Raw genomic sequence first — 23,157 nt, 5'->3', positions numbered from 1 at the left:
GTCAACTCGGGCTGTACCGGCGGCAGCCGAGGAAGCGGTCCGGCACCTCCCTCGACCATGTGGCGTGCCGGACGGCCGCCGCGGTGCGCGGCCCGTACACCCCGTCCGCGGTCACCCCCGCCGCGCGCTGCGCTTCCCGGACGGCCGCCTCGGTCAGTTCCCCGTACACACCGTCCGGCTCCAGGCCGGCGGCGTAGCACCGGTTGAGCGTGCGCTGCAGTGCCGTCACCGCCGATCCGGTGCTGCCCACGGGAAGCAGGCAGTCCACCTCACCGGTTCCGCCGGAGTTGACGGGCATCCGGATGTAGTACGAGGGGTAGACGATGTTGCCTGCCTTGACGCAGGTGTAGAGCGCGGCGGAGGCGGACGGCGCGACGGCGGCCCCCGTTCCGAGGAGAGCCGTGGTGAGGGCTCCGGTGACGACACATGCCCTGAGACGTCCCATCGACTGCATGACGATCCTTTCCGAGGCGTGGATCCGGCCGGGCTCGGCAGGTGAGCCGGGGCGGCAGCGTGCTTCCGGCCCCTCGTGCGTGTCAAAGGTGTCCAGGGCCACGCCGGCCGTCCGACCGCTGCCCGTCGGCGGTTGAACGGCATCCGCGTTCCGGCGGACCGATGGCCCCGTCCCGGCCGGAGCGGCAGCCGGCCCGCTCCCCCGACCGACGGGATACCGGGGACGGGACCGAGTCCGCGTTCGAGCGCTTCGCCGAGGACGCGTGGGTCCACCGCCGAGCCACCGAGCGGTCTCCCGGCCGGACCGGCAGGATGCTGCCGCGCTGCTGGCAGGAGGCTGCCCGGTGCGACGGAGTCCGCCCGGCCCGCCGCGTGCCAGACTCCCTGATGCCGCTGCGGCCCGACCGGCCGGCCGGACCATGACATGACCGGAGTGAGCAGCGGTTCGGACGACGAGGGGGACGTTGTGAGGAACAGAGCCGTAGTGGTGCGCTCGGCACTCGCGGGAGCGGCCGTGGCCGCCCTGGCCGTGACCGGAGTGGCCGTGGGAGCGGGGCAGTCGGACGGTCCGGCCCGGACACCGCTCACCGCCGACGGCCCGCCGAAGGAGACCTGCCGGGGCCCGGCGAACGGCTGGCAGGGCGGTATGCAGTGGCCGGCCGACCCGGAGGAGTGCAAGGAGTAGGCGACACGCCAGCCCGCGCCCGAACGGCGCGGGCCCAGCGGCGCGGGGGTGTCATATCCAGCCGCGCTCGCGTGCGAGCAGGGCGGCGTGCGCCCGGTTCTCCGCGCCCAGGAGCTGCATCAGGGCGGAGATGTGACGCCGGTAGGTGCGCAGGGCCATCCCGCTGGCACGGGCGCCGGCCTCGTCCGTACCGACCGAGCACATGGCCGCGAGTACCGTCCGCTGGGCCTCCGACGGTTCGGTGCCCGCGGACTCCACGAGACCGGTCAGGGGACTGAACACGTCGGCGGAGTCCCACAGCCGCTCGAAGTGCCGGATGATGTTGGTGACGATCCCGGACTCCCGGGCGCACAGCGCGCCCTTCGACGTGTCCTGCGGATCGATCGGCACCAGCGCGGTGTGCTGGTCGTACACCAGCATCAGCTCGGTGAGCTCACCCGAGACCCGGATCTGGGCACCGGCCACGGCGAGCTCCGTCAGATACGCGACGGTCGGCGGGTCCTCCAGCGCCTCGGGACGCACCAGGTTGCGGATGACGACGCCGCGTCGCAGACAGCGCATGTCCAGCGGACGCGCGTGCTCGATGTTCTCGACGCTCAGCGCATCGTAGGGCTCGGCGGAGAGCACCTCGGTGCGGGCGAAGAAGGAGAGCTCGTCGAGACGGGTGCGGATCTCCTTCACATCGGTGATCCGCTCGACGGTGGGCACGGTCTCCGCGGTCGCCGTGGCGGGCATGTCACGCGTCAACGCGTCGATGATCGGGCCGAGATGGGTGAGGACGCGTATCTCCCCGTAGAGGTCCTCCAGACGCTGCTCCGCGAGCCGGGCCACGACGAGCTGCGGCTCGGCGGCCCAGACCGTCCCGTCGTCCTCGCGGACGATGTGCAGCGCGCGCAGCCGCTCCACGGCGCCCCGTACGGCCTCCGCGCTGTGTCTCAACAGGATGTGCGCGTCGTCCAAGGGGGCACCGGGGTTCCGCAGCAGGTGCCGGTAGACGTGCTCCTCGGCGGCGGACAGCCCGAGGACCCCCATTTCACGCGCTTCCACGAGCACCACTCCTGGTCCTGTCATGGGAGAACGACCACCCATGCCTCTGCCGCAGTGTAAGGACATCTTGACGTTCTGGAACCCAGGACTCCAGGGTTTGTTGATCGTTGATGCGATCAGGCGTCCGCGACGGGGCAGCCGCGGCTGGGGCCCGGGGGAAAAGGCGTGGCCCGGCCACCACGGCGTTCCCTACACTCACCGCACAGGCGCCGCCCGCCAACGGGGCGCGCTTCCACGACCGTTGAGGGGGGTACAGCCGTGCGCGACCACGCCACCGCCGCCGCTCCCCGTTCCCGGTCCCGCCGGTCCGTGGTGATCCTGGTGTCTCCCGCCGTCCGGCGCCCGCCGCGCGGCCGGCACCGGATGCCCGTGACGCACGTCTGACCTTCGACGCCCCGACCGATCGAGGGGCGTACGACGCGTGCGCCGGGAATCGCGCAGCCCTTTTCCGGAAACATCCGAAAGGCCACGGGCCATGCGCACCAACCCCCTCGCCACCGTCCGCAACCTGGGCATCCTCGCCCACGTCGACGCCGGCAAGACCACCGTCACCGAGCGGATCCTGTTCGCCACCGGCACCACCTACAAGCGCGGCGAGGTCCATGACGGCACCACCGTCACCGACTTCGACCCGCAGGAACGCGACCGGGGCATCACCATCTTCGCCGCCGCCGTCAGCTGCGCCTGGGACGGTCACCGGATCAACCTCATCGACACCCCGGGCCATGTCGACTTCGCCGACGAGGTGGAGCGTTCCCTGCGCGTCCTCGACGGCGCGGTGGCCGTGTTCGACGCGGTCGCCGGTGTGGAGCCGCAGAGCGAGTCGGTGTGGCGGCAGGCGGACCGGCACGGTGTGCCGCGGATCGCGTTCGTCAACAAGATGGACCGGGCCGGCGCCGACCTGGACGCCGCCGTCGCCTCCATCCGGGAGCGGCTGCACCCCGTACCCCTGGCGGTGCAGCTGCCCATGGGCGCGGAGGACACCTTCACCGGCGTCGTCGACCTGCTGCGCATGCGTGCCCTGACCTGGACCGACGAGGGCAAGGCCGACGACGCGGCACCCGTGCCGGACGAACTGCGCGAGGAGGCGCGCACACGGCGCCGGCTGCTGGAGGAGACCGTCGCCGAACGGCATCCGGGCGCGCTGGAGGAGTTCTGCGACACCGGCACGCTCGGCGACGCCACGCTCGCCGCCGCGCTGCGGGACCTCACCCACCGCGGTGACGCCGTCGTCGTCCTGTGCGGCTCCGCCTACCGCAACCGCGGTGTCGAACCGCTGCTGGACGCCGTACTCGCCTACCTGCCGTCGCCGCTCGACGTGCCGCCGGTGCACGGCACGGACCGCGACGGCGGCGAACAGCGGCGGGCCGCCGACCCGGCGGCACCGCTCGCGGCCCTCGCGTTCAAGGTGAACGCGACCGCCACCGGGCGGCTGACCTATCTGCGGGTGTACTCGGGAACGATCGAGAAGGGAGACACGGTATGGGACGCCACCGCACGCCGCTCCGAGCGCGTCGCCCGCATCCTGCGCGTCCAGGCCGACCGGCACGACCGGCTGGACCGGGCCGTCGCCGGGGACATCGTCGCCGTGATCGGGCTGAAGTCCGCCCGCCCCGGCGCCACCCTGTGCGCACCGGAGAACCCGCTGGTCCTGGAACCCCCGGGGGTCGCCGAACCGGTCGTCTCCGTGGCCGTCGAGGCACTGAAGGGCACCGACACCGGGCGTCTGGCGTCGGCGCTCGCGCGGCTCGCCGAGGAGGACCCCTCGCTGGTCGTGCGCACCGACCCGGAGACCGGGCAGACGGTGCTGTCCGGCATGGGCGAACTTCACCTGGAGGTCGCGGCGGAGAAGGTCCGGCGTGAGCACGGGCTGGGTGTGAACGTCGGCCGCCCCCGGGTGAGTCACCGGGAGACGGTGGGCCGGGGAGTGTCCGGGTTCGTGTACCGGCACGTCAAACAGGACGGCGGGGCGGGGCAGTTCGCCCATGTCGTGCTGGACGTCGAGCCGCTGGACTCCCCGGAGTCCGGGTTCGGGTTCCGTTCGGCGGTCGTCGGCGGCCGGGTCCCGCAGGAGTACGTCCGCGCGGTCGAGGCCGGCTGCCGGGACGCCCTGGCCGAAGGGCCCCTGGGCGGCCATCCGGTGACCGGGCTCCGCGTCACGCTCACCGACGGTTCGACCCATGTGAAGGACTCGTCGGACACGGCGTTCCGCACGGCCGGACGGCTGGGACTCCGGGACGCCCTGCGGGCCTGCGCGATGGTCCTGCTGGAACCCGTCGTCGAGGTCACCGTCACCGTGCCCGAGGACTCGGTCGGCGGGGTGCTCGGTGATCTTGCCGCGCGCCGCGGCCGGGTGACCGGCTCGGTCACCCGGGCGGGTGCCACGGTCGTCACCGCGACCGTGCCGCTGGCCGAACTGTTCGGCTACGCGACCCGGTTGCGCAGCCGCACCCAGGGCCGAGGCACCTTCACCACCCGGCCCACCGGCTACGCGCCCGCGCCCACGCGGTAACGCGTGGACGGCGGCCCCTCCCGCAACTCAGCCGGGAGGGGCCGCCACCGTCGCCGTACGAGCACACCCGACCGCCGGCGTTCGGTCGGGGCATGCCCCCCGGCGGCGGGATCAGGGGTACGACACCACCTTGGAGGGCACCGTGTCGGTGCCGGACGTCGGGGAACCGGTGTCGTTGATGACGCACTCGTACTGCCCGTTGCCGCTCAGCGACACCACCAGCAGTCCGTGGAAGCGCACGTCCGGCCGGTTCGGCGCGGCGAAGCCGTGGTGCTGGACGATGCCCGGGTTCACGTTGTAGTAGCAGTAACTGCCCATGCCCCAGCCCTCGTGGGTGGTGACGTGGTCGCCGACCTTGTAGGCCGCGTAGCCCTTGATCGAGCCGTTCTGCACGGCGGCCTGGTCGGGGGCGTCGTAGGCCTTCTCGTTCTGGAAGAAGACCGTGCGGCCGCGTTCGCCGTTCCACTGCACGTCGTACTTGTTGAAGTGCTCGACGAACAGGCCGGTGGCGAGGACGTCGTGGCCGTTGACGACGACGCCGTAGTCGCAGCGGTTGGTCTCCCAGCCGACGCCGTCGCCGTGGTCGGCGCGCCAGACCCAGGTGTGGTCGACGATGGTGTGCCGGGCGTTGACCACCATCGCGGTGGTCGCCCTGCCGGGGCCGGCCCCGCCGACGCGGAGGAAGACGTCCTGCACGGTGACGGGGTCGGCGGAGTGGTTCCGGGAGGCGCCGTCCGGGCCGACCTCCAGCAGGACGGGCGAGTTGACGGGCCCGGCGTCGATGAGGAAGCCCGCGAGGCGTACGCCGTCGACGTCGGCGACCTTGAGGGCGGTGACACCGTTGCCGGGGATCAGGGTGGCGTAGCCGAGGCCCAGGACGACCGTGCCGGCGCGGTCCACCCGGACCGGCTGGTCGACGTGGTAGATCCCCGGCGTGAGCAGCAGGTTGAGGCCCTGGCCGAGCGCCTGGTTGAGGGTGGCCGCCGAGTCGCCCGGCTTCGCGACGTAGAAGCGGTCCAGTGGCAGCGAGGTGCCGCGCGGGGTGCCGTTGCCCCAGGTGACACCGCGCGCGTCGGTGCGCAGCGCGGGCAGGAAGACGCGGTACTGGTCGCCTTCGAGGTACAGGAACGGCTTCTCGCGGGAGACCGGGGTCCGGTCGAGCGTGGTGTACGGCGGCTCCGGGAAGCCCTGTGCGGGAGCGCCCTCGACACCCGAGAACACCATGTTCCAGACGGCGTTGGTCCAGCCGCCGACCGAGCTGTCGCGGGTGTACCACTGCTGCTGCGAGTACGGCCCGACCGTGCCGTCGACCCGGCTGTCCGCGATGTAGCCGCCGCTGGCCCAGCCGTAGCCGTCCGGAGCGAGGTTGAGCCCGCCGCGAACGTGCATCCGCCGGAACGGGGCCGCCTGCGCGACCGCCCACCGGTTGGTGCCGTTGACCGGGACGACGGCGAGGTTCTCCGCCGAACGCCAGAAGTTCTGCGTGGCGTTGCCGTCGAACCAGCCGGCGTCGACCGTCACATCACCGTTGATGGTGGTGTCGTCGGGGGAGAGACCCAGTCCGGAGATGGAGGTGTAGAAGCCTATTTGGGCGTTGAGCCCGTTGTACGTGCCCGGCTTGAACAGGAGTTGATAGCGGCCGGTGCCGAACTGGGCGCTCTCCTGCTGCCGGAAGATCTCGTCAAGGCGGCCCTGGATGCCCGGCGTGGACGGGTCGAAGACGATCACGTTGGGGCCGAGATCGCCGCCGGCCCGCAGCCGGCGCGGCTTCTTGCGCCCCGCCGGGGTCGCGGCGGAGGCCGTCGTGGACAGGCCCGCGGCCAGTACGGGAGCGGCCGCGGCGGCGCCCAGCAGGGCCCGGCGCCGTACCCCGGAGGGTTCGGGTGTGGGGGAGTTCGTGGGGGAAGCGGGCATGGGGCGTCTCTCTCCTTGTTCGGAAAGTGAACGATGTGGGGGTGGGGGAGCGCTCTCTGGGTCTGCATGTTTCATCCGTGTGCGAGACACGTCAAGAGTTATGACCGTTCAACCTTCGCCGTGTTCAACAAGTGTGGATACGCCGCCCGTTGGTGAGGTGAGCGCGTGACCTGTTGATCCTTGTGCCGGATCCCTTGACACCTTCCCGCCGGGAGCTCAACACTCCGTCCGTGGGAGAGCGCTCTCCGAGATTTTCCCCGACCCCTCTCAGGAGGTCTCCATGCCACGGAGATCAAGAGTTCTGTCCGGCACCCTGATCGCGACCGCGTTACTGCTGACCTCGATCGGGGTCGGCACGGTCGCGGCCGGTGCCGACGCCGACGCTCCGGCCGTGCACCCCGCCGGGCACACCATGGCGGTCTCGACCGCCGCCTCGCCCGAGGACCCCGACGGCGACGGCTACATCCCCGCGAACCCGCCGGTCACCGGTGTCGCCCCGTCCACGAAGGAGCCGCCGCACCGCTACTTCCACGAGTTCCAGGCCAACTGCTCGGTCACCCACACCGCGCCCGACGACCCGATCGTCTACCCGCAGCAGCCCGGCAAGTCCCACGACCACACGTTCATGGGCAACACGACGACCGACGCGAACAGCACGACGGCCTCGCTCGCCGCGGGTTCCACCACCTGCCTCGCCCCCGGCGACCGGTCGGCGTACTGGATGCCCACCATGTACGACGGCGACCGGCCGGTCCTGCCGGTGGGTCCGCAGGTCATCTACTACAAGGCCGGCGTCACCGACTACACCAGCGTGCGGCCCTTCCCCAAGGGACTGCGCTATGTCGTCGGCAGCCCCATGCAGAGCGCCCAGGAGTTCCGCGGCCACCGGGGCTTCGTCGAGGGCTGGGAGTGCGGTGACAGCTTCTTCAACGTCGACTTCCCGGCCGACTGCCCCGACCGCCGTGACGTCCAGGTCAACATCCGGTTCCAGGCGCCCAGCTGCTGGGACGGCCGCAACCTGGACACCCCGAACCACCAGGCCCACATGGCCTATCCGGTGGTGAACCCCGGTACCAACAACAACATCTGCCCGGCCTCCCACCCGGTGGCCCTGCCGATGATCGAGTTCAAGATGGCGTTCCCGGTCAACGGCGACCTCTCACGGGTGCGGCTGGCCAGTGGCGCGAGCTACTCGTTCCACTACGACTTCTTCAACGCGTGGGACGAACGCACCCTGAAGGCCATGGTCGACCACTGCGTCGTCGGCGGTCTGCAGTGCGACGCGCGCGGCTACGACCAGAACCACCCGGAGGCCGGCGCGGCCCTGAACGAGCGCTACGAACTGCCCTGAACCCGCCCCCCGGCCGGCTCCCCGCAAGGGCGGGCCGGCCGCACCGAACGGGCCGGTCCGGCCGTCCACGCCCTGTCACGGCCGGGCCGCCCCCCACCCCGTACCCGGAGACCCCACATGAGCCGACCACACGCCCGCAGACTCACCGCACCCCTGACCGCCGCCCTGCTCACCGCCGGCGCCCTCACCGCCCTGCCCGGCCCGCAGGCCGTCGCCGCGGGCAGCACGGTGAAGGTCACCGGCGGCCAGGGCAACTGGCAGCTGACCGTCGACGGCAGCCCGTACCAGATCAAGGGCCTGACCTGGGGTCCCTCCGTCGCCGACGCCGACCGCTACCTGCCCGACCTGAAGTCCATGGGCGTCAACACCATCCGCACCTGGGGCACGGACGCGAGCAGCAGGCCCCTGCTCGACTCCGCCGCCGCGCACGGCGTCAAGGTCATCGCCGGGTTCTGGCTGCAGCCCGGCGGCGGACCGGGCAGCGGCGGCTGCGTGAACTACCTGACGGACACCGCGTACAAGGAGCAGATGCTCGCCGAGTTCCCGCGCTGGGTGCGGGAGTACAAGGACCACCCGGGCGTCCTCATGTGGAACGTCGGAAACGAGTCCGTGCTCGGCCTGCAGAACTGCTACAGCGGCGACGAACTCGAGCGGCAGCGCGACGCCTACACCACCTTCGTCAACGACGTGACGAAGCGGATCCACGCCGCCGACCCCGACCACCCGGTGACCTCCACCGATGCCTGGGTCGGCGCCTGGCCGTACTACAAGAGGAACGCCCCCGACCTGGACCTGTACGCCGTCAACTCCTACGACGCCGTCTGTGACGTCCGGGCCGCCTGGGAACAGGGCGGCTACACGAAGCCGTACATCGTCACCGAGTCCGGTCCGGCCGGCGAGTGGGAGGTGCCGGACGACGCCAACGGCGTACCGAGGGAACCCACCGACCGGGCGAAGGCCGAGGGGTACACCAAGGCCTGGAACTGCGTCACCGGGCACCGCGGCGTCGCCCTCGGCGCGACCCTGTTCCACTACGGCACCGAGTACGACTTCGGCGGCATCTGGTTCAACCTCCTCCCGGCCGGCGAGAAGCGGCTGTCGTACTACGCGGTGAAACGGGCGTACGGCGCCGACACCTCGCGCGACAACACACCGCCGGTGGTCTCCGGCTTCGGCGTCGAGGGCGACGCGGGCCGGGTGCAGGCGGGCAAGGACCTGGTGCTCACCACCCGGGCGACCGACCCGGACGGCGACCGGATCGCGTACGAGGTACAGGCCAACAGCAACTACATCGACCAGGGCAAGCAGTTGACCACCCTGCCGTTCACCGACCTGGGCGGCGGCCGGCTGAAGGTCACCGCGCCCGAGCGTCCCGGTGTGTGGAAGCTGTACGTCAAGGCCACCGACGGCAAGGGCAACGTCGGCGTGGAGACCCTCTCCGCGCGGGTCGTGCCGCCCGCCGTGGACGGCACCGACGTGGCGCTCGGCAAACCGGCCACCGCCTCGTCGTTCCAGCCGGGTTACGGCGACTGCCCCTGCCCCGCCGCCAACGCCGTGGACGGCGACGCGAACACGCGCTGGGCCAGTGACTGGAGCGACCCCCAGTGGCTGCGCGTGGACCTCGGCAGCCGCACCGCCTTCCGGCATGTGCAGCTGTACTGGGAGACCTCCTACGCCCGGGCGTACACCATCCAGACCTCCGACGACGGACAGAACTGGCAGACCGTACGCACCGTCACCGACGGCAACGGCGGTGTCGACACCCTCGACGTCACCGGCACCGGCCGCTACGTCCGGGTCAACGGCACCGCACGTGGCACCGGTTACGGCTACTCGCTGTACGAGTTCGGCGTCTACAACTGACACGGCATCGGGAAGAGAGGGCGGGGACCCGGGTGGGGACGAGCGAGGACGACATCGAGCGACTGCTGGGCAAACTGACCCCGCGCGCCCGCGCGCTGCTGCTCAGCGGCGCCACGACCTGGCGCACCCGCGCCGAACCGGCCGTGGCACTGCGTGAGTTGGTGATGTCGGACGGGCCGGCGGGCGTACGCGGGCAGTCGTGGGACGAGCGCAGTACCTCCGTGCTGCTGCCGTCCGCGACCGCGCTCGCCGCCACCTGGGACGAGACACTCGTGGAACGCCTCGGCGGCCTCCTCGCCGCCGAGGCACGGCGCAAGGGCGTGCACGTCCTGCTCGCCCCCAACCTCAACCTGCACCGCAGCCCGCTGGGCGGCCGGCACTTCGAGTGCTTCTCCGAGGACCCGGAGCTGACCGGCCGGATCGGCGCCGCCCTCGTCCGCGGCATCCAGGCGGGCGGGGTGGCCGCGACGGCCAAGCACTACGTGGCCAACGACTCCGAGACCGACCGGCTCACCGTCGACGTACGCGTCGGCGAACGCGCCCTGCGGGAGGTGTATCTGGCGCCCTTCGAAGCCGCGGTGGGCGCCGGGGTACGCCTGGTGATGGCCGGCTACAACGCGGTCGACGGCACCACGATGACCGCCAGCGGGCTGCTCGCCGACCCGCTGAAGAGCGAATGGGGCTTCGACGGTGTCGTCGTCTCCGACTGGGGAGCGGTGCGCGACACCGTACCCACCGCGCGTGCCGCGCTGGACCTCGCCATGCCCGGGCCGGACGGCCCCTGGGGCGAGGCCCTGGCCCGCGCGGTGGCCGACGGCGGCGTGCCCGAGGCGGCCGTCGACGACAAGGTACGGCGCCTGCTGCGGCTCGCCGCCCGCTGCGGCGCCCTCGGTGACGAACGGCCCCCCGCCCGCGCCCCGATGCGCACCCGGGACGTACGGGCCCTGGCCCGGCGGGCCGTCGCCGCCGGGGCGGTGCTGCTGAGCAACCGGGGCGTCCTGCCCCTGGACCCCGGCCGCCTCGGGACGGTCGCCGTGATCGGGGAGCACGCCGCACGGACCCGCTCCCAGGGCGGCGGCAGCGCGGGCGTCTTCCCGCAGGACGAGGTGTCCGTCCTGGACGGCGTCCGGGCCGCACTGCGCGGCCGCGCCCGCGTCGTCCACGTCCCCGGCCCCCGTCCGGACGGCCCCGCGCCCGCCCTGGACGCCTCGATGTGCGCCGACCCGCGCTCCGGCCTGCCCGGAGTGCTGCTGCGCGTACTCGACGCCGACGGCGCCGAACTGTACGCCGAACGGCGGGGCGGCGGACGGCTGCTGGAGCCGCGCCCGGTGCCGGGCGCGCGCACCGTCGAGATCAGTGCCCGGCTGCGTCCCCGCACCGGGGGCCGCTGGACGCTCGGCGTCGCGGGCTTCGGGCGGATGAGCCTGGCCCTGGACGGGCGGGTGCTCCTGGACGGGCGGTACCCGCCCGCGACCGACGATCCGGCGGTCGTCCACGTGAACCCGCCCGCCCGGTATGCCGCCGCCGAGTTGGTGGCCGGCCGGGACGTGCTGCTGGTGGCCCGCCGTGAACTGGCGCCGGGCACCGGCCGCGCGACCGTCGTCAGCGCCGCCCCGCCGGCCCCGGACACCGCCGCGTCGCTGGCCGGGGCGGCCCGTGCGGCGCGGGAGGCGGACGCGGCGATCGTGGTCGTCGGCACGACCGAACACGGTGAGTCCGAGGGCTACGACCGGACCGGCCTCGCTCTCGGCGCCGGCCAGGACGCGCTCGTCCACGCCGTCGCCGCCGCCAATCCGCGCACGGTCGCCGTGGTCAACAGCGGCGGGCCCGTCGAGATGCCGTGGCGGGAGGCGGCGGGCGCGGTCCTGCTGGCCTGGTTCCCCGGGCAGGAGGGCGGCGCAGGGGTGGCCGACGTGCTCTTCGGACGCGCCGAGCCGGGCGGCCGGCTGCCCACCACCTGGCCGGCCGTCCTCGCCGACGCCCCCGTCACCCGCACCCGCCCGGCCGACGGCCGGCTCCCGTACGACGAGGGCCTGCACGTCGGCTACCGGGGCTGGCTGCGTCAGCACCGGGCGCCCGCCTACTGGTTCGGGCACGGCCTCGGCTATACGACATGGTCGTACGAGGAGTTGCGTGTGCCGCCTGTCTGGCGGACGGGGGAGGACCTGACGGTGACGGTGCGGGTACGCAACACCGGTGAGCGGGCGGGCCGGGAGGTCGTCCAGGTCTATCTCGCCCGGCCGCCCGGCCCGGTCGACCGCCCCGAACGGTGGCTCGCCGGGTACGCGGCCGTGCACGCCGGTCCGGGGGAGACGGTGACGGCACGGGTACGGCTCCCGGCGCGGGCACTGCGGCACTGGTCGGTGGAGCACCACACCTGGCAGGTCGAACCGGGCCCGTGCCGGGTAATGGCGGGCCGCTCGGCGGGGGAGCTGCCGCTGGCGGCGGAGGTCCGCGCGTCGGCGTGACGCGGTGGACGGGGCGGGCGGGGCCCGGCGTAGGCAGGTGCACCGGGGCGGGCCGGGGAGCGCGGCCCTGCGGGGCGGGCGGGGTCGGTGGTGCGTATACCGGGGCGGGCCCGGCGGCCAGGAGGGCTCCGGAGCGCGTCCCGCCGGGCCGGAGCCTGCGGGGGAGGCCCACGTCCGTGGGCCGGGGCGGCGCCCTCCGGCAAGGGCGGGGTGCGGGAGAGCGCTCTACCGGGCGTGCGGGCCCGGCGGTTAAAGTGCCGTCATGAGCAGACAGGCCCCGACCCTGGAGGACGTGGCCCGGGAGGCCGGCGTCTCCCGGGCCACCGTGTCCCGGGTGGTCAACGGCGTCCGCAACGTGGACCCCGGCATCCAGGACCTGGTCCGCCGGGCCATCGAACGCACCGGCTACACCCCCAACCAGGCGGCCCGGCAGCTGGTGACCCGGCGCACCACGACCGTGGCGCTGGTCGTCTCCGGCGCGGGGGACTCCTCCGACACGGAGCAGAACGCCTTCGCCACGCGGGTGTTCGCCGACCCCTTCTTCGGCCGCGTCGTCGGCGGTGTGGTCGGACGGCTGCGGCCGCGCGGAATGCACCCGGTGCTGATGTTCGCCGAGACGCCCGAGAGCCGTCAGGAGGTCGTGTCCTACCTCCGCCAGGGCGGCGCGGACGGCGCCCTCGTGGTCTCCACCCACCACGACGACCCGCTGCCCGCGCTGCTCGCCGACGCCCGGCTGCCAGCGGTGCTGTTCGCCCGGCCCGGGCGTCCGGTGCCGCTCAGCTACGTCGACCTCGCCCATCGTGAGGGCGGCCGGCTCGCCGCCGAGCATCTGCTGGCGCGCGGCTGCCGCCGGATCGCGACCGTCACCGGTCCGCTCGCGGTCGCCGCGAGCCAGGAACGCCTCGCCGGGTTCCGGGACACCCTGGCCCGGCACGGGGACCCGTACGTGCCGGTCGCCGAGGGCGGGTTCACGGTCGACAGCGGGATGTCGGCGATGGCGTCGCTGCTCGCCCAACACCCCGACGTCGACGGGGTGTTCACGGCGAACGACCTGATGGCCCAGGGGGCGATCCAGGTCCTGCGCGACCAGGGGCGCCGGGTGCCGCGGGACGTGGCGGTCGTCGGCTTCGACGATTCGAGTGTCGCGGTCACGTGCCGGCCCCGGCTGACGACGGTGCGGCAGCCGGTGGAGGAGATGGCGTCGACGATGGCCAGTCTCCTCGACGATCACATCGCCGGCCGCCGCACGGACGCCACATCAGTGATCTTCGACCCGGAACTGGTGGTACGCGACTCCGCGTAACGCTCGGCAGCGGGCCCCGGCGCCGGGGCGGCCCCGCCTCTCACCCCGGCAGCGGATGCTTGGTGGCCGGCCGCGCAGTTCCCTGCGGTGTGCGTGAGGTGGCCCTGTCGCTCGACTGCGGGTGGTGGGTGGCCGGTCGCGCAGTTCCCCGCGCCCCTGGGGTGCTGTCGGTGCGGTGTGTGAGAGGCGCCCGGCCGCTCAACTGCGGGCAGTCGTGCCGCTGGGGCGGCACGGGTGGGCGCAGCGGCACCTCCCAGCGGGCCCTCACACTCGCGCGGCCCGGGTCCCGTGGCGTGGGGCACCCCCCCCAGCGGGCCCTCACTCCCGCGCGCCCCGGGGCACCGTGAACGCGCGGTGCTCGACAGCCCGCCCTCACTCCACCGCGCCGCCCCCGCTCACCACAGCCGGCGACGCCAGTCGCTCCCCGAGTGCCGCCCGCCACGCCGGTGCCGGCGCCGGAGGCATGGGCGCCCGCCGGCCCCCGCGGGCGAAGAAGTCCGCGAGCGGAAGAATCGCCGCGCCCACCGTCACCGCGTCCGGCCCCAGCCGGCCGAGCACGATGTCGACCCGTGCGGCGGGCCGCCGCAGCGCGTACGCCAGCGCATGCCGCCGCACACTCTCCAGGAACCGTGCCCCCAGCTGCAGCCCCGCCCACCCGCCGACCAGGATCCGCTCGGGCTGGAAGAGATTGATCAGGTCGGCCAGCCCCGCCCCCAGATACTCCGCCGTCTCCTCCAGCACCCCCACCGCCACCCCATCGCCCGCCGCCCCCTCCGCCAGCAACGCCGTCAGCGCCCCCTCCTCGTCCACCCCGTCCGGCGGCCGGCCCCCCGCCTCCCGCCACCGCGCGACGAGCGCCTCCGCGCCCGCGTACGCCTCCAGACACCCCCGCGCACCACAACGGCACCGGCGCCCCCGCACCCGTACCGTCAGATGCCCCCACTCCACAGCCCGGCCCCCCGCCAGCTCGTCGGCGACGACACACGCCCCGACCCCCGAACCGAACAGCACCACCACCGCGTCGCGCGCCCCGCGCCCCCCGCCGAACCACATCTCGGCCTGCCCCAGCGTCCTCGCCCCGTTGTCGATGAACACCGGCAGACCGGAGGGCAGCCGCCCCGGCGCCCGCAGCAGCCGCTCCAGTGGCACGGCGTCCCAGCCGACGGTCTGCCCGTGCACCAGGGGACCGTCCGAGGTCTGCTCGACGATCCCGGGCACCCCGATGCCCACGCCCAGCAGCTCACCGCCCCCCGCCCCCGCCGCGCCCAGCACCTCCACGACACCGTCGAGGATATGACCGGCGACCACGCCGACGTCGTACGACCGCTTCCCATGACCGGGCAACAGCCGCTCCGCACGCGCCAGTTCGCGCATCGAGAGATCGAACAGCTCGACGCGCACCCGGGTTTCACCCACATCGACCCCGATCAGCCGCCCCCGGTCCGCCACGACGCGGACCAGTGTGCGCGGCCGGCCGCCGTCCGCGCCGAGGCTGCCCGCCTCCTCCACCAGCCCCTCGGCGAGGAGTTCGGCGACGACGTTGCTGACGGAACCCGAACTCATCCCGGCGGCGGAACCCAGCGCGAGCCTGCTCATCGGCCCGTCGAAATACAACCGTTGCAGAACGGCGGTGCGGTTGTCCCGCCGCAGGTCACGGACGGTGCGTCCGGTCTCTCTGGCCATTGCGCCCCTCCTCCGTGGGCCCACAGCCGGCGTCCGACCGTGCGCGACACCTTGACGTGTCCTTCTCTTGAGGTTTAACTCACGTCCTAAATTAAGCCATGAGGGGCTTCGGGGCGCGAACGGGGTGTCGTTTCCGGAAGCCGGCCTCTGACTTCTCGCCTCCCGGAAAGGGACCCAGAAGCCATGCGCAGCATCCGAGCCGCAGCCATAGGCGCCGTCACCATGTCTCTCGCACTCGCCGCCTCGGCCTGCGGCGGGGGCTCGTCGACGGGCGGCGGGTCCAACGACTCGCCGAAGGAACTCACCTACTGGGCCTCCAACCAGGGCGCCAGCGTCGAGATCGACAAGAAGGTCCTCCAGCCGGAGCTCGACAAGTTCGAGAAGGAGACCGGGATCAAGGTGAAGCTGGAGGTCGTGCCCTGGTCCGACCTGCTCAACCGGATCCTCACCGCCACCACCTCCGGCCAGGGCCCCGACGTCCTGAACATCGGCAACACCTGGAGCGCCTCCCTGCAGGCCACCGGCGCGCTGCTGCCCTGGGACGCCAAGAACTTCGACAAGATCGGCGGCAAGGACCGCTTCGTCGACTCCGCGCTCGGCTCGACCGGCGTCGAGGGCCAGGACCCGGCCGCGGTGCCGCTGTACTCGATGGCCTACGCGCTCTACTACAACAAGCAGATGTTCGCCGACGCGGGCGTCACCAAGCCGCCGGCCACCTGGGACGAGCTGGTCGAGACCGGCAAGAAGATCTCCAAGGACGGCAAGTGGGGCCTCGGTGCCGAGGGTTCCAACCTGTCGAACAACATCCACCAGATCTTCGTCCTCGGCAAACAGCACGGCGCCGACTTCTTCACCGCCGACGGCAAGCCCGACTTCACCTCCGACGGCGCCGTCGCCGCCGTCAAGCAGTACGTCGACCTGATGGCCAAGGACAAGGTCATCGCCCCGGGCAACGCCGAATACGCGCAGAACCAGTCCCTCAGCGACTTCGCCAAGGGCAAGACGGCGATGGTGCTCTGGCAGACCGCCTCGGCCACCTTCAAGACCATGGGCATGAAGGACGACCAGTGGGGCGTCGCCCCCGCCCCGGTCGCTTCCGGCACCCCCGGCACCGGCGAGAGCACCAACTCCATGGTCGCCGGCATCAACATGGCCGTGTTCAAGAACACCGACAACGTCGACGGCGCCACGAAGTTCGTGAAGTTCATGACCAGCGACGCCGAGCAGAAGATCCTCAACAAGGCCTACGGCTCCATCCCGCCGGTCAAGGCCGCCCAGTCCGACGCGGCGTTCAACACCCAGGCCACCGGCGTACTGCGGGAGACGCTCGCCACCAGCGCCGCCGCGCTGCCGCAGGTGCCGGACGAGTCGCAGTTCGAGACGGCGGTCGGTACGGCCGTGAAGGAACTGTTCGCCGACGCCGCCGCCGGCCGCGAGGTGACCACCGAGTCGGTGAAGGCCAAGCTCGCCAAGGCGCAGCAGCAGATGCCGGCCAAGTGACCGCCCACCCGACTCCGACACGGACACGGACCTCTCCATGACCACCACGACCGCCCCGGCGGGGCCGGACGGGCGGACGGTCGGCAAGAACTCCCCCGGTGCGGCGCGCGGACCCCGCCGCCGCACCGGGCGGATCCGCCGCATCGGACTGCCCTACCTGCTCCTCCTGCCGGCCCTGCTGCTCGAACTCCTCGTCCACCTGGTGCCGATGGTCATCGGCATCGTGATGAGCTTCAAGGAGCTCACCCAGTTCTACATCCGGGACTGGACCACGGCGCCCTGGACCGCCCTCGACAACTACCGGATGTCGGTGGACTTCAGCGCCCCGGTCGGTGAGGCGCTGCTCCACTCCTTCCTCGTCACCTGCGCGTTCACGCTGCTGTCCGTCGGCCTGTGCTGGTTCATCGGCACGGTCGCGGCGATCTGCATGCAGGACACCTTCCGCGGCCGGGGCCTGCTCCGGGCCGTCTTCCTGGTGCCGTACGCCCTGCCGGTCTACGCGGCCGTCATCACCTGGGCGTTCATGTTCCAGCACGACAACGGCCTGGTGAACCACGTCCTGCACGACCAGCTCGGCCTCACCGACAAGCCCTCCTTCTGGCTGATCGGCGACAACAGCTTCATCGCGCTGCTCGTCGTATCGGTGTGGAAGGGCTGGCCGTTCGCGTTCCTCATCGTCATGGCCGGCCTGCAGAACATCCCCAAGGAGCTGTACGAGGCCGCCTCGCTGGACGGCGCCGGCGTCTGGCAGCAGATCCGCCGCATCACCCTGCCGTCGCTGCGCCCGGTCAACCAGGTACTGGTCCTGGTGCTGTTCCTGTGGACCTTCAACGACTTCAACACGCCGTACGTGCTGTTCGGCAAGGCCGCCCCCGAGGCCGCCGACCTGATCTCCATCCACATCTACCAGTCGTCGTTCGTCACCTGGAACTTCGGCACCGGCTCCGCCATGTCGGTCCTGCTGCTGCTCTTCCTGCTCGTCGTGACGGGCGTGTACCTGTTCCTGACGTCGCGCGAACGGCGGAGGTCCGCCCGTGTCTAGCACCAAGACGGCCGCACCCCGGTCCCGTACGGCCGCACCCCGGTCCCCGATGGCCGTACCGGCGTCCTTCCTGTGGACGCGCCGTGTCTTCCTGACCCTGCTCACCGGCTTCGTGCTGCTGCCGGTGTACGTCATGGTCTCCAGCTCGCTCAAACCGCTGGAGGACGTCACCGGCGCGTTCCGCTGGCTGCCCACCGGTCTGACGATCCGCCCGTACATCGACATCTGGTCGACGGTCCCGCTGGCGAAGTACTTCGTGAACTCCCTGATCGTGGCGGGCGTGGCGACCGTCTGCTCGGTCGTGATCGCGGTGTTCGCCGCGTACGCGGTCAGCCGCTACGAGTTCCGGGGCAAGCGGATCTTCTCGGTGACCGTCCTGTCCACGCAGATGTTCCCGGGCATCCTCTTCCTGCTGCCCCTCTTCCTCATCTACGTGAACATCGGAAACGCCACCGGAATCGCCCTGTTCGGCTCCCGCGGCGGACTGATCCTCACCTATCTGACCTTCTCCCTCCCCTTCTCCATCTGGATGCTGATCGGCTACTTCGACTCGGTGCCGAGGGACTTGGACGAGGCGGCCCTCGTCGACGGCTGCGGCCCGCTCAAGGCGCTGATCAAGGTCGTGGTCCCGGCGGCCATTCCCGGCATCGTCGCGGTCGCCGTCTACGCCTTCATGACCGCCTGGGGCGAGGTCCTCTTCGCCTCCGTCATGACCAACGACGCCACCCGCACCCTCGCCGTCGGCCTCCAGGGCTACTCCACCCAGAACGACGTGTACTGGAACCAGATCATGGCCGCGTCGCTGGTGGTGAGCATCCCCGTGGTGGCCGGCTTCCTGCTGCTCCAGCGCTATCTGGTGGCCGGACTGACCGCGGGCGCGGTCAAGTGACCGTCCGTCCCGAACAGATCCTCCCCGAACAGAACGAAAGGACCTACGTGAGCATCGACTTCGCCGCACTCCCGCACGACTTCCTGTGGGGCACGGCCACATCGGCGTACCAGATCGAGGGAGCCGTGGCGGCGGACGGCCGTTCACCGTCGATCTGGGACACCTTCTCCCACACCCCGGGAAAGATCGACAACGACGACCACGGCGACGTCGCCTGCGACCACTACCACCGCTGGCGCGAGGACATCGACCTGATGCGCCGGCTCGGCACCAACGCCTACCGTCTGTCCATCGCCTGGCCGCGCGTGGTGCCGGGCGGCGACGGACCGGTCAACGCCAAGGGCCTCGCCTTCTACGACGAGTTGATCGACGGCCTGCTCGAGGCGGGCATCACCCCGTCCGTCACCCTCTACCACTGGGACCTCCCGCAGGCGCTCCAGGACCGGGTCCGCGGCTGGCAGGAGCGCTCCACCGCCGAGCACTTCGCTTCGTACGCCTCCGTCGTCGCCGAACGCCTCGGCGACCGCGTCGGCCACTGGGCCACCCTCAACGAGCCCCTCTGCTCGGCCTGGATCGGCCACCTCGAAGGCGTCATGGCCCCCGGCCTGACCGACCTGACGGCGGCGGTGCGCGCCTCCTACCACCTGCTCCTCGGCCACGGCCTGGCGATGCAGGCGATCCGCTCGGCCGCCCCGGACGCCCAGGTCGGCATCGTCAACAACCTCTCCACCATCCACGCGGCCAGTGACCGCGAGGAGGACCTGGCGGCGGCCCGCCGCATGGACGGCCACACCAACCGCTGGTGGCTGGACCCGGTCCACGGCCGCGGCTTCCCCGAGGACATGCGCGAGGTGTACGGCGTCGAACTCCCCGAACAGGAGGGCGACATGAAGCTGATCGGCGCCGACCTGGACTGGCTCGGCCTGAACTACTACTTCCCGCAGACCGTCGCCGACGACCCCACCGGCCCGGCCCCCCGCGTCCGCACCGTCCGCCGCGACGGCGTCCCGCGCACCGGCATGGACTGGGAGATCGACGCGAGCGGCATCGAGGACCTGCTGCTGCGCCTGACCGACGACTACGGCGCGCGCAGGCTGTACATCACCGAGAACGGCTCGTCCTTCCCCGACGTCGTCCGCCCCGACGGCACGATCGACGACCCGGAGCGCCAGGACTACCTCGCCGCCCATCTCGCGGCCTGCGCCTCGGCCGCCCGCAAGGGCGCCCCGCTGGCCGGGTACTTCGCCTGGTCGCTGCTGGACAACTTCGAGTGGGCGTACGGCTACGACAAGCGCTTCGGCCTCGTCCACGTCGACTACGAGACCCAGGCCCGCACCATCAAGGGCTCCGGTCACCGGTACGCGGACATCATCCGCGGCCACGCGGACCGCGCACGGCGAGCGGCCTGATGTGACCGGTGGGCGCGGACGGACGGTCGTCCGCGCCCACCGGGGCCGCCTTCGTCCGTGCATGTCCGTCCGTGCATGTCATGAACGCGTCACTCAGTGAGATCCCGCGGGGAACCGGCGCCCCACCCTCCCTCCCAAGGAGAGCCGCATGTCATCCCGTACCCCACGCCTCCTCCTCACCGCCCTCACCACGGCGGCCGTACTGACCGCGGGCCCCGCCGTCGCCGCCCCCACCGCCGGGCCGCACGCCGCGGCCGCCGCCTGGGACACCGACCGCGCGGCCGCCGCGTACGCGGCGAACCCGGCCGGGGCCACCGCCTCCGGCAGCGAGAACGCGGGCGTCGCCCCCGGCCTCGCCTTCGACGGCAACGGCGCCACCCGTTGGTCCAGCGACTTCGCCGACAACGCCTGGATCCGCCTGGACCTCGGCACCACGATCCGCGTCGACCGCGTCGTCCTCGACTGGGAGGCCGCCTACGGCAAGCGCTACGTCCTCGAGGTCTCCAGGAACGGCACCGACTGGACCCCCTTCTACACGGAGACCGACGGCACCGGCGGCTCGGTCACGGCCCACACCTACCCCCAGGACGTCACCGGCCGCTATGTCCGGATGCGCGGCGTGGAACGCGCCACCCCGTGGGGCTACTCCCTCTACTCCTTCAAGGTCTACGGCGGTGAACCCGCCCCCGCGTCGACGACCCGCACCAACCTCGCCCTCAACCACCCCGCCTACGCGAACTACTACCAACACGCGGGCAACTCACCGGCGTTCGTCACCGACGGCGGGCGGCCGGCCGACCTCAAGGCGGACCAGTCCCGCTGGTCGAGCGACTGGAACGCCGACCGCTGGGTCTCCGTCGACCTCGGCGCACGCTCCACCGTCGACACGGTCGACCTCTACTGGGAGGCCGCCTACGCCGTCGACTACGAACTCCAGATCTCCGACGACAACCGCACCTGGCGCACGGTCTACCGCCCCTCGGCCTCCGAAGTGGCGTCCCGCCGCGCCAATGTGAAGTCCCCGGGCGAGGCGGCGGGCCTGCACGACTCGGTCCGGCTCCCGCAGCCGGCCACCGGCCGCTACGTCCGCATGCTCGGCAAAGAGCGGCGCTCCTTCTACAACCCGGCTCCCGCGACCGCCCAGTTCGGCTACTCCCTCTACGAGTTCGAGGTCTGGGGCACCGGCGGCAGCGCGGCGGCGGCCTACCCGGCGCTCCCGGCGGAACAGCCGGGCTCGTACCGCACCACGTTCTTCGACGACTTCACCACCGCCTCCCTCGACCGCGCCAAGTGGCGCGTGGTCCGCACCGGCACGGAGATGGGCTCGGTCAACGGCGAGTCCCAGGCGTACGTCGACTCCACGGACAACATCCGCCAGGAGAACGGCAGTCTGGTTCTCGAGGCCAAGCACTGCAAGGGCTGCACCAAGGCCGGCGGCGGCACCTACGACTTCACCTCCGGCCGCATCGACACCAACACCCGGTTCGACTTCACCTACGGCCGGGTCAGCGCCCGTATGAAGCTCCCGGTCGGTGACGGGTTCTGGCCCGCCTTCTGGCTCCTCGGCAGCAACGTCGACGATCCCACGGTGTCCTGGCCGGCCTCCGGCGAGACCGACATCATGGAGAACATCGGCTACGGCGACTGGACCAGCACCGCCCTGCACGGCCCCGGCTACTCGGCCGACGGCAACATCGGTGCACGCCAGACCTACCCGAACGGCGGCCGCGCCGACCAGTGGCACACCTACGCGGTGGAGTGGACCCCGACCGGCATGAAATTCTCCGTCGACGACCGCCTCGTCCATGAGACGACCCGCAACAAGCTCGAATCCACGCGCGGCGCCTGGGTCTTCGACCACAACCAGTACGTGATCCTCAACCTGGCCCTCGGCGGCGCCTACCCGGCCGGCTGGAACAAGGTCACCACCCCGTACTGGGGCCTGCCGCAGTCCAGCGTGGACCGGATCGCGGCCGGGGGAGTGCGGGCGGAGGTGGACTGGGTTCGGGTGGAGCAGAAGGGCTAGGGCCGCCGTCGTCAGGCGCCCTTGCGCGCCACTCCGCCGTAGATGCCGATCGGCGGGGCGTCGGGGCGCCGTACCTCCTCGGGGCGCCAGTCGGTGACCCGGACCAGCCCCGGCTCGACCATCGCGAAGTCGCCGAACAGGTCGAGCACCGTGGTGTGCGAACGCAGGTTGAGGGACGCGGTGGCATTCTTGTAGACGGCCGCAGCGTCCTCGCGCCGGTCCTCGTGGACGTCACCCGTCGCGTGCGACAGGACGAGGTAGGAACCGGCCGGCAGCGCGTCGCGCAGGGTGGCGACGATGCCCGCCGGGTCCTCCGCGTCGGCGACGAAGTGCACGACGGCCACCAGCAGCAGTGCCACCGGCCGGCCGAAGTCGATGACCGCGCGCACCTCGGGATGGTCGAGAATCGCGACCGGATCGCGCAGGTCGGCCAGGACGACGGTGGTGTCCGGGTCGTCCGACAGGGCCCTCGAGTGCGTCGCGACGATGGGGTCGTTGTCGACGTAGGCGACCCGGGTCTCCGGGGCGATCGACCGCGCGATCTGGTGCACGTTGGGTTCGGTGGGCAGGCCCGTGCCGATGTCGAGTATCTGGCGGATCCCGCCCTCGGCCACCACGTGCCGCACCGCGCGGTGCATGAAGTGCCGGTTGGCCAGAACTCCCTCGCGCACCTCGGGCGCCGCCTTCATGAACTGCTCGGCGGCCAGCTGGTCGACCTCGTAGTTGTCCTTCCCGCCGAGGAAGTAGTCGTACATCCGGGCGGGGTGGGGCTTGCTCGTGTCGATCCGGTCGGCGTTCTCGCCGCTGCTCAGGGAGGTCATGCGACCTGGCTCCGTTCTCAACTCGCGGGCCGGCACCCGCGCGGGTGCCTGACGGAACATCATCCTGGCACGAGGAGGCAGCCCGACGCTCCTTGGTCGCTGTTCCCCCACGCGGCTCAACAACCTTTTGATGCACGGGTGTTCGCCCGACCTGGGCGCGTAGGCGTGCCCGGATAGGCTGACGACCCGAC

General features: G+C 72.0%; 16 protein-coding genes. 11 read left to right on the top strand and 5 right to left on the bottom strand.

The genetic code is table 11. The features are described 5' to 3' along the window. Position 1: 1 nt before the first annotated feature. On the bottom strand, positions 2–454 hold the full coding sequence (locus IF28_RS39845) for a peptidoglycan-binding domain-containing protein (RefSeq protein ID WP_030219528.1): 453 nt from the start codon (positions 452–454) through the stop codon (positions 2–4). Between the two features lie 483 nt (positions 455–937). On the opposite strand from IF28_RS39845, the gene IF28_RS0115220 reads away from it, so the two are divergent. Continuing rightward, positions 938–1,138: a hypothetical protein gene (locus tag IF28_RS0115220; protein WP_030219526.1), complete on the top strand. Its 201-nt coding sequence runs from the start codon at positions 938–940 to the stop codon at positions 1,136–1,138. A gap of 51 nt (positions 1,139–1,189) precedes the next feature. Here IF28_RS0115220 and IF28_RS0115215 read toward each other — a convergent pair whose 3' ends face one another. After that, positions 1,190–2,185, bottom strand: a complete 996-nt coding sequence (locus IF28_RS0115215; RefSeq protein WP_106982059.1) for a helix-turn-helix transcriptional regulator — start codon at positions 2,183–2,185, stop codon at positions 1,190–1,192. Positions 2,186–2,660: 475 nt separating this feature from the next. Here IF28_RS0115215 and fusA point away from each other — a divergent pair, with 475 nt between their 5' ends. Continuing rightward, positions 2,661–4,697 carry an elongation factor G gene (fusA, locus tag IF28_RS0115210; RefSeq protein ID WP_030219520.1) on the top strand — a complete coding sequence of 679 codons (2,037 nt, stop codon included), beginning with the start codon at positions 2,661–2,663 and terminating at the stop codon, positions 4,695–4,697. 111 nt (positions 4,698–4,808) lie between these two features. Here the strand turns inward: fusA and IF28_RS0115205 are convergent, their stop codons facing one another. Then, positions 4,809–6,611, bottom strand: a complete 1,803-nt coding sequence (locus IF28_RS0115205; protein ID WP_030219517.1) for a hypothetical protein — start codon at positions 6,609–6,611, stop codon at positions 4,809–4,811. A gap of 280 nt (positions 6,612–6,891) precedes the next feature. Between IF28_RS0115205 and IF28_RS0115200 the strand changes: the two genes are divergently transcribed. The 4 genes from IF28_RS0115200 to IF28_RS0115185 all read left to right on the top strand — a co-directional run bounded on the left by IF28_RS0115200 (position 6,892) and on the right by IF28_RS0115185 (position 13,596). Next, positions 6,892–7,962 carry a DUF1996 domain-containing protein gene (locus IF28_RS0115200; protein ID WP_030219514.1) on the top strand — a complete coding sequence of 357 codons (1,071 nt, stop codon included), beginning with the start codon at positions 6,892–6,894 and terminating at the stop codon, positions 7,960–7,962. Positions 7,963–8,079: 117 nt separating this feature from the next. Next, a complete protein-coding gene (locus tag IF28_RS0115195) occupies positions 8,080–9,825 on the top strand; it encodes a discoidin domain-containing protein (RefSeq protein WP_030219513.1) in 1,746 nt (581 codons plus the stop codon). A gap of 32 nt (positions 9,826–9,857) precedes the next feature. Then, complete coding sequence (locus IF28_RS0115190) at positions 9,858–12,293, top strand: glycoside hydrolase family 3 C-terminal domain-containing protein (protein ID WP_030219509.1); 2,436 nt, start codon at positions 9,858–9,860, stop codon at positions 12,291–12,293. A 262-nt stretch (positions 12,294–12,555) separates the two neighbouring features. Next, positions 12,556–13,596: a LacI family DNA-binding transcriptional regulator gene (locus IF28_RS0115185; RefSeq protein ID WP_030219507.1), complete on the top strand. Its 1,041-nt coding sequence runs from the start codon at positions 12,556–12,558 to the stop codon at positions 13,594–13,596. 372 nt (positions 13,597–13,968) lie between these two features. On the opposite strand, the gene IF28_RS0115180 is transcribed toward IF28_RS0115185, so the two are convergent. Next, positions 13,969–15,279 carry an ROK family protein gene (locus IF28_RS0115180; protein WP_037893270.1) on the bottom strand — a complete coding sequence of 437 codons (1,311 nt, stop codon included), beginning with the start codon at positions 15,277–15,279 and terminating at the stop codon, positions 13,969–13,971. 183 nt (positions 15,280–15,462) lie between these two features. On the opposite strand from IF28_RS0115180, the gene IF28_RS0115175 reads away from it, so the two are divergent. The 5 genes from IF28_RS0115175 (at position 15,463) to IF28_RS0115155 (ending at position 22,145) form a co-directional block, all read left to right on the top strand. Next, positions 15,463–16,779, top strand: a complete 1,317-nt coding sequence (locus IF28_RS0115175; protein WP_030219503.1) for an ABC transporter substrate-binding protein — start codon at positions 15,463–15,465, stop codon at positions 16,777–16,779. A 37-nt stretch (positions 16,780–16,816) separates the two neighbouring features. Continuing rightward, the gene (locus IF28_RS0115170; RefSeq protein WP_030219500.1) at positions 16,817–17,821 is read left to right on the top strand and encodes a carbohydrate ABC transporter permease; all 1,005 of its coding nucleotides are present in this window, start codon (positions 16,817–16,819) and stop codon (positions 17,819–17,821) included. 49 nt (positions 17,822–17,870) lie between these two features. Next, on the top strand, positions 17,871–18,710 hold the full coding sequence (locus IF28_RS0115165) for a carbohydrate ABC transporter permease (RefSeq protein WP_030219497.1): 840 nt from the start codon (positions 17,871–17,873) through the stop codon (positions 18,708–18,710). A gap of 47 nt (positions 18,711–18,757) precedes the next feature. Beyond that, positions 18,758–20,119: a GH1 family beta-glucosidase gene (locus IF28_RS0115160; RefSeq protein ID WP_030219494.1), complete on the top strand. Its 1,362-nt coding sequence runs from the start codon at positions 18,758–18,760 to the stop codon at positions 20,117–20,119. A gap of 148 nt (positions 20,120–20,267) precedes the next feature. After that, a complete protein-coding gene (locus IF28_RS0115155; RefSeq protein ID WP_030219491.1) occupies positions 20,268–22,145 on the top strand; it encodes a discoidin domain-containing protein in 1,878 nt (625 codons plus the stop codon). Between the two features lie 11 nt (positions 22,146–22,156). On the opposite strand, the gene IF28_RS0115150 is transcribed toward IF28_RS0115155, so the two are convergent. Beyond that, entirely contained in the window at positions 22,157–22,966 is an 810-nt protein-coding gene (locus IF28_RS0115150) for an SAM-dependent methyltransferase (protein WP_030219488.1), read from the bottom strand. Positions 22,967–23,157: the final 191 nt, after the last annotated feature.

The organism is Streptomyces sp. NRRL WC-3626 (genome assembly GCF_000718785.1).
Taxonomy (GTDB): domain Bacteria; phylum Actinomycetota; class Actinomycetes; order Streptomycetales; family Streptomycetaceae; genus Streptomyces; species Streptomyces edwardsiae.
This window is presented reverse-complemented; position numbering and strand designations above follow the sequence as displayed.

Bases quoted from the DNA above. Each gene is read 5' to 3' on its own strand.
- IF28_RS0115180 (WP_037893270.1), bottom strand. From the start codon at position 15,279: ATGGCCAGAGAGACCGGACGCACCGTCCGTGACCTGCGGCGGGACAAC.
- IF28_RS0115150 (WP_030219488.1), bottom strand. From the start codon at position 22,966: ATGACCTCCCTGAGCAGCGGCGAGAACGCCGACCGGATCGACACGAGC.
- IF28_RS0115170 (WP_030219500.1), top strand. From the start codon at position 16,817: ATGACCACCACGACCGCCCCGGCGGGGCCGGACGGGCGGACGGTCGGC.
- IF28_RS0115175 (WP_030219503.1), top strand. From the start codon at position 15,463: ATGCGCAGCATCCGAGCCGCAGCCATAGGCGCCGTCACCATGTCTCTC.
- IF28_RS39845 (WP_030219528.1), bottom strand. From the start codon at position 454: ATGCAGTCGATGGGACGTCTCAGGGCATGTGTCGTCACCGGAGCCCTC.
- IF28_RS0115185 (WP_030219507.1), top strand. From the start codon at position 12,556: ATGAGCAGACAGGCCCCGACCCTGGAGGACGTGGCCCGGGAGGCCGGC.
- IF28_RS0115195 (WP_030219513.1), top strand. From the start codon at position 8,080: ATGAGCCGACCACACGCCCGCAGACTCACCGCACCCCTGACCGCCGCC.
- IF28_RS0115200 (WP_030219514.1), top strand. From the start codon at position 6,892: ATGCCACGGAGATCAAGAGTTCTGTCCGGCACCCTGATCGCGACCGCG.
- IF28_RS0115165 (WP_030219497.1), top strand. From the start codon at position 17,871: ATGGCCGTACCGGCGTCCTTCCTGTGGACGCGCCGTGTCTTCCTGACC.
- fusA (WP_030219520.1), top strand. From the start codon at position 2,661: ATGCGCACCAACCCCCTCGCCACCGTCCGCAACCTGGGCATCCTCGCC.
- IF28_RS0115205 (WP_030219517.1), bottom strand. From the start codon at position 6,611: ATGCCCGCTTCCCCCACGAACTCCCCCACACCCGAACCCTCCGGGGTA.
- IF28_RS0115155 (WP_030219491.1), top strand. From the start codon at position 20,268: ATGTCATCCCGTACCCCACGCCTCCTCCTCACCGCCCTCACCACGGCG.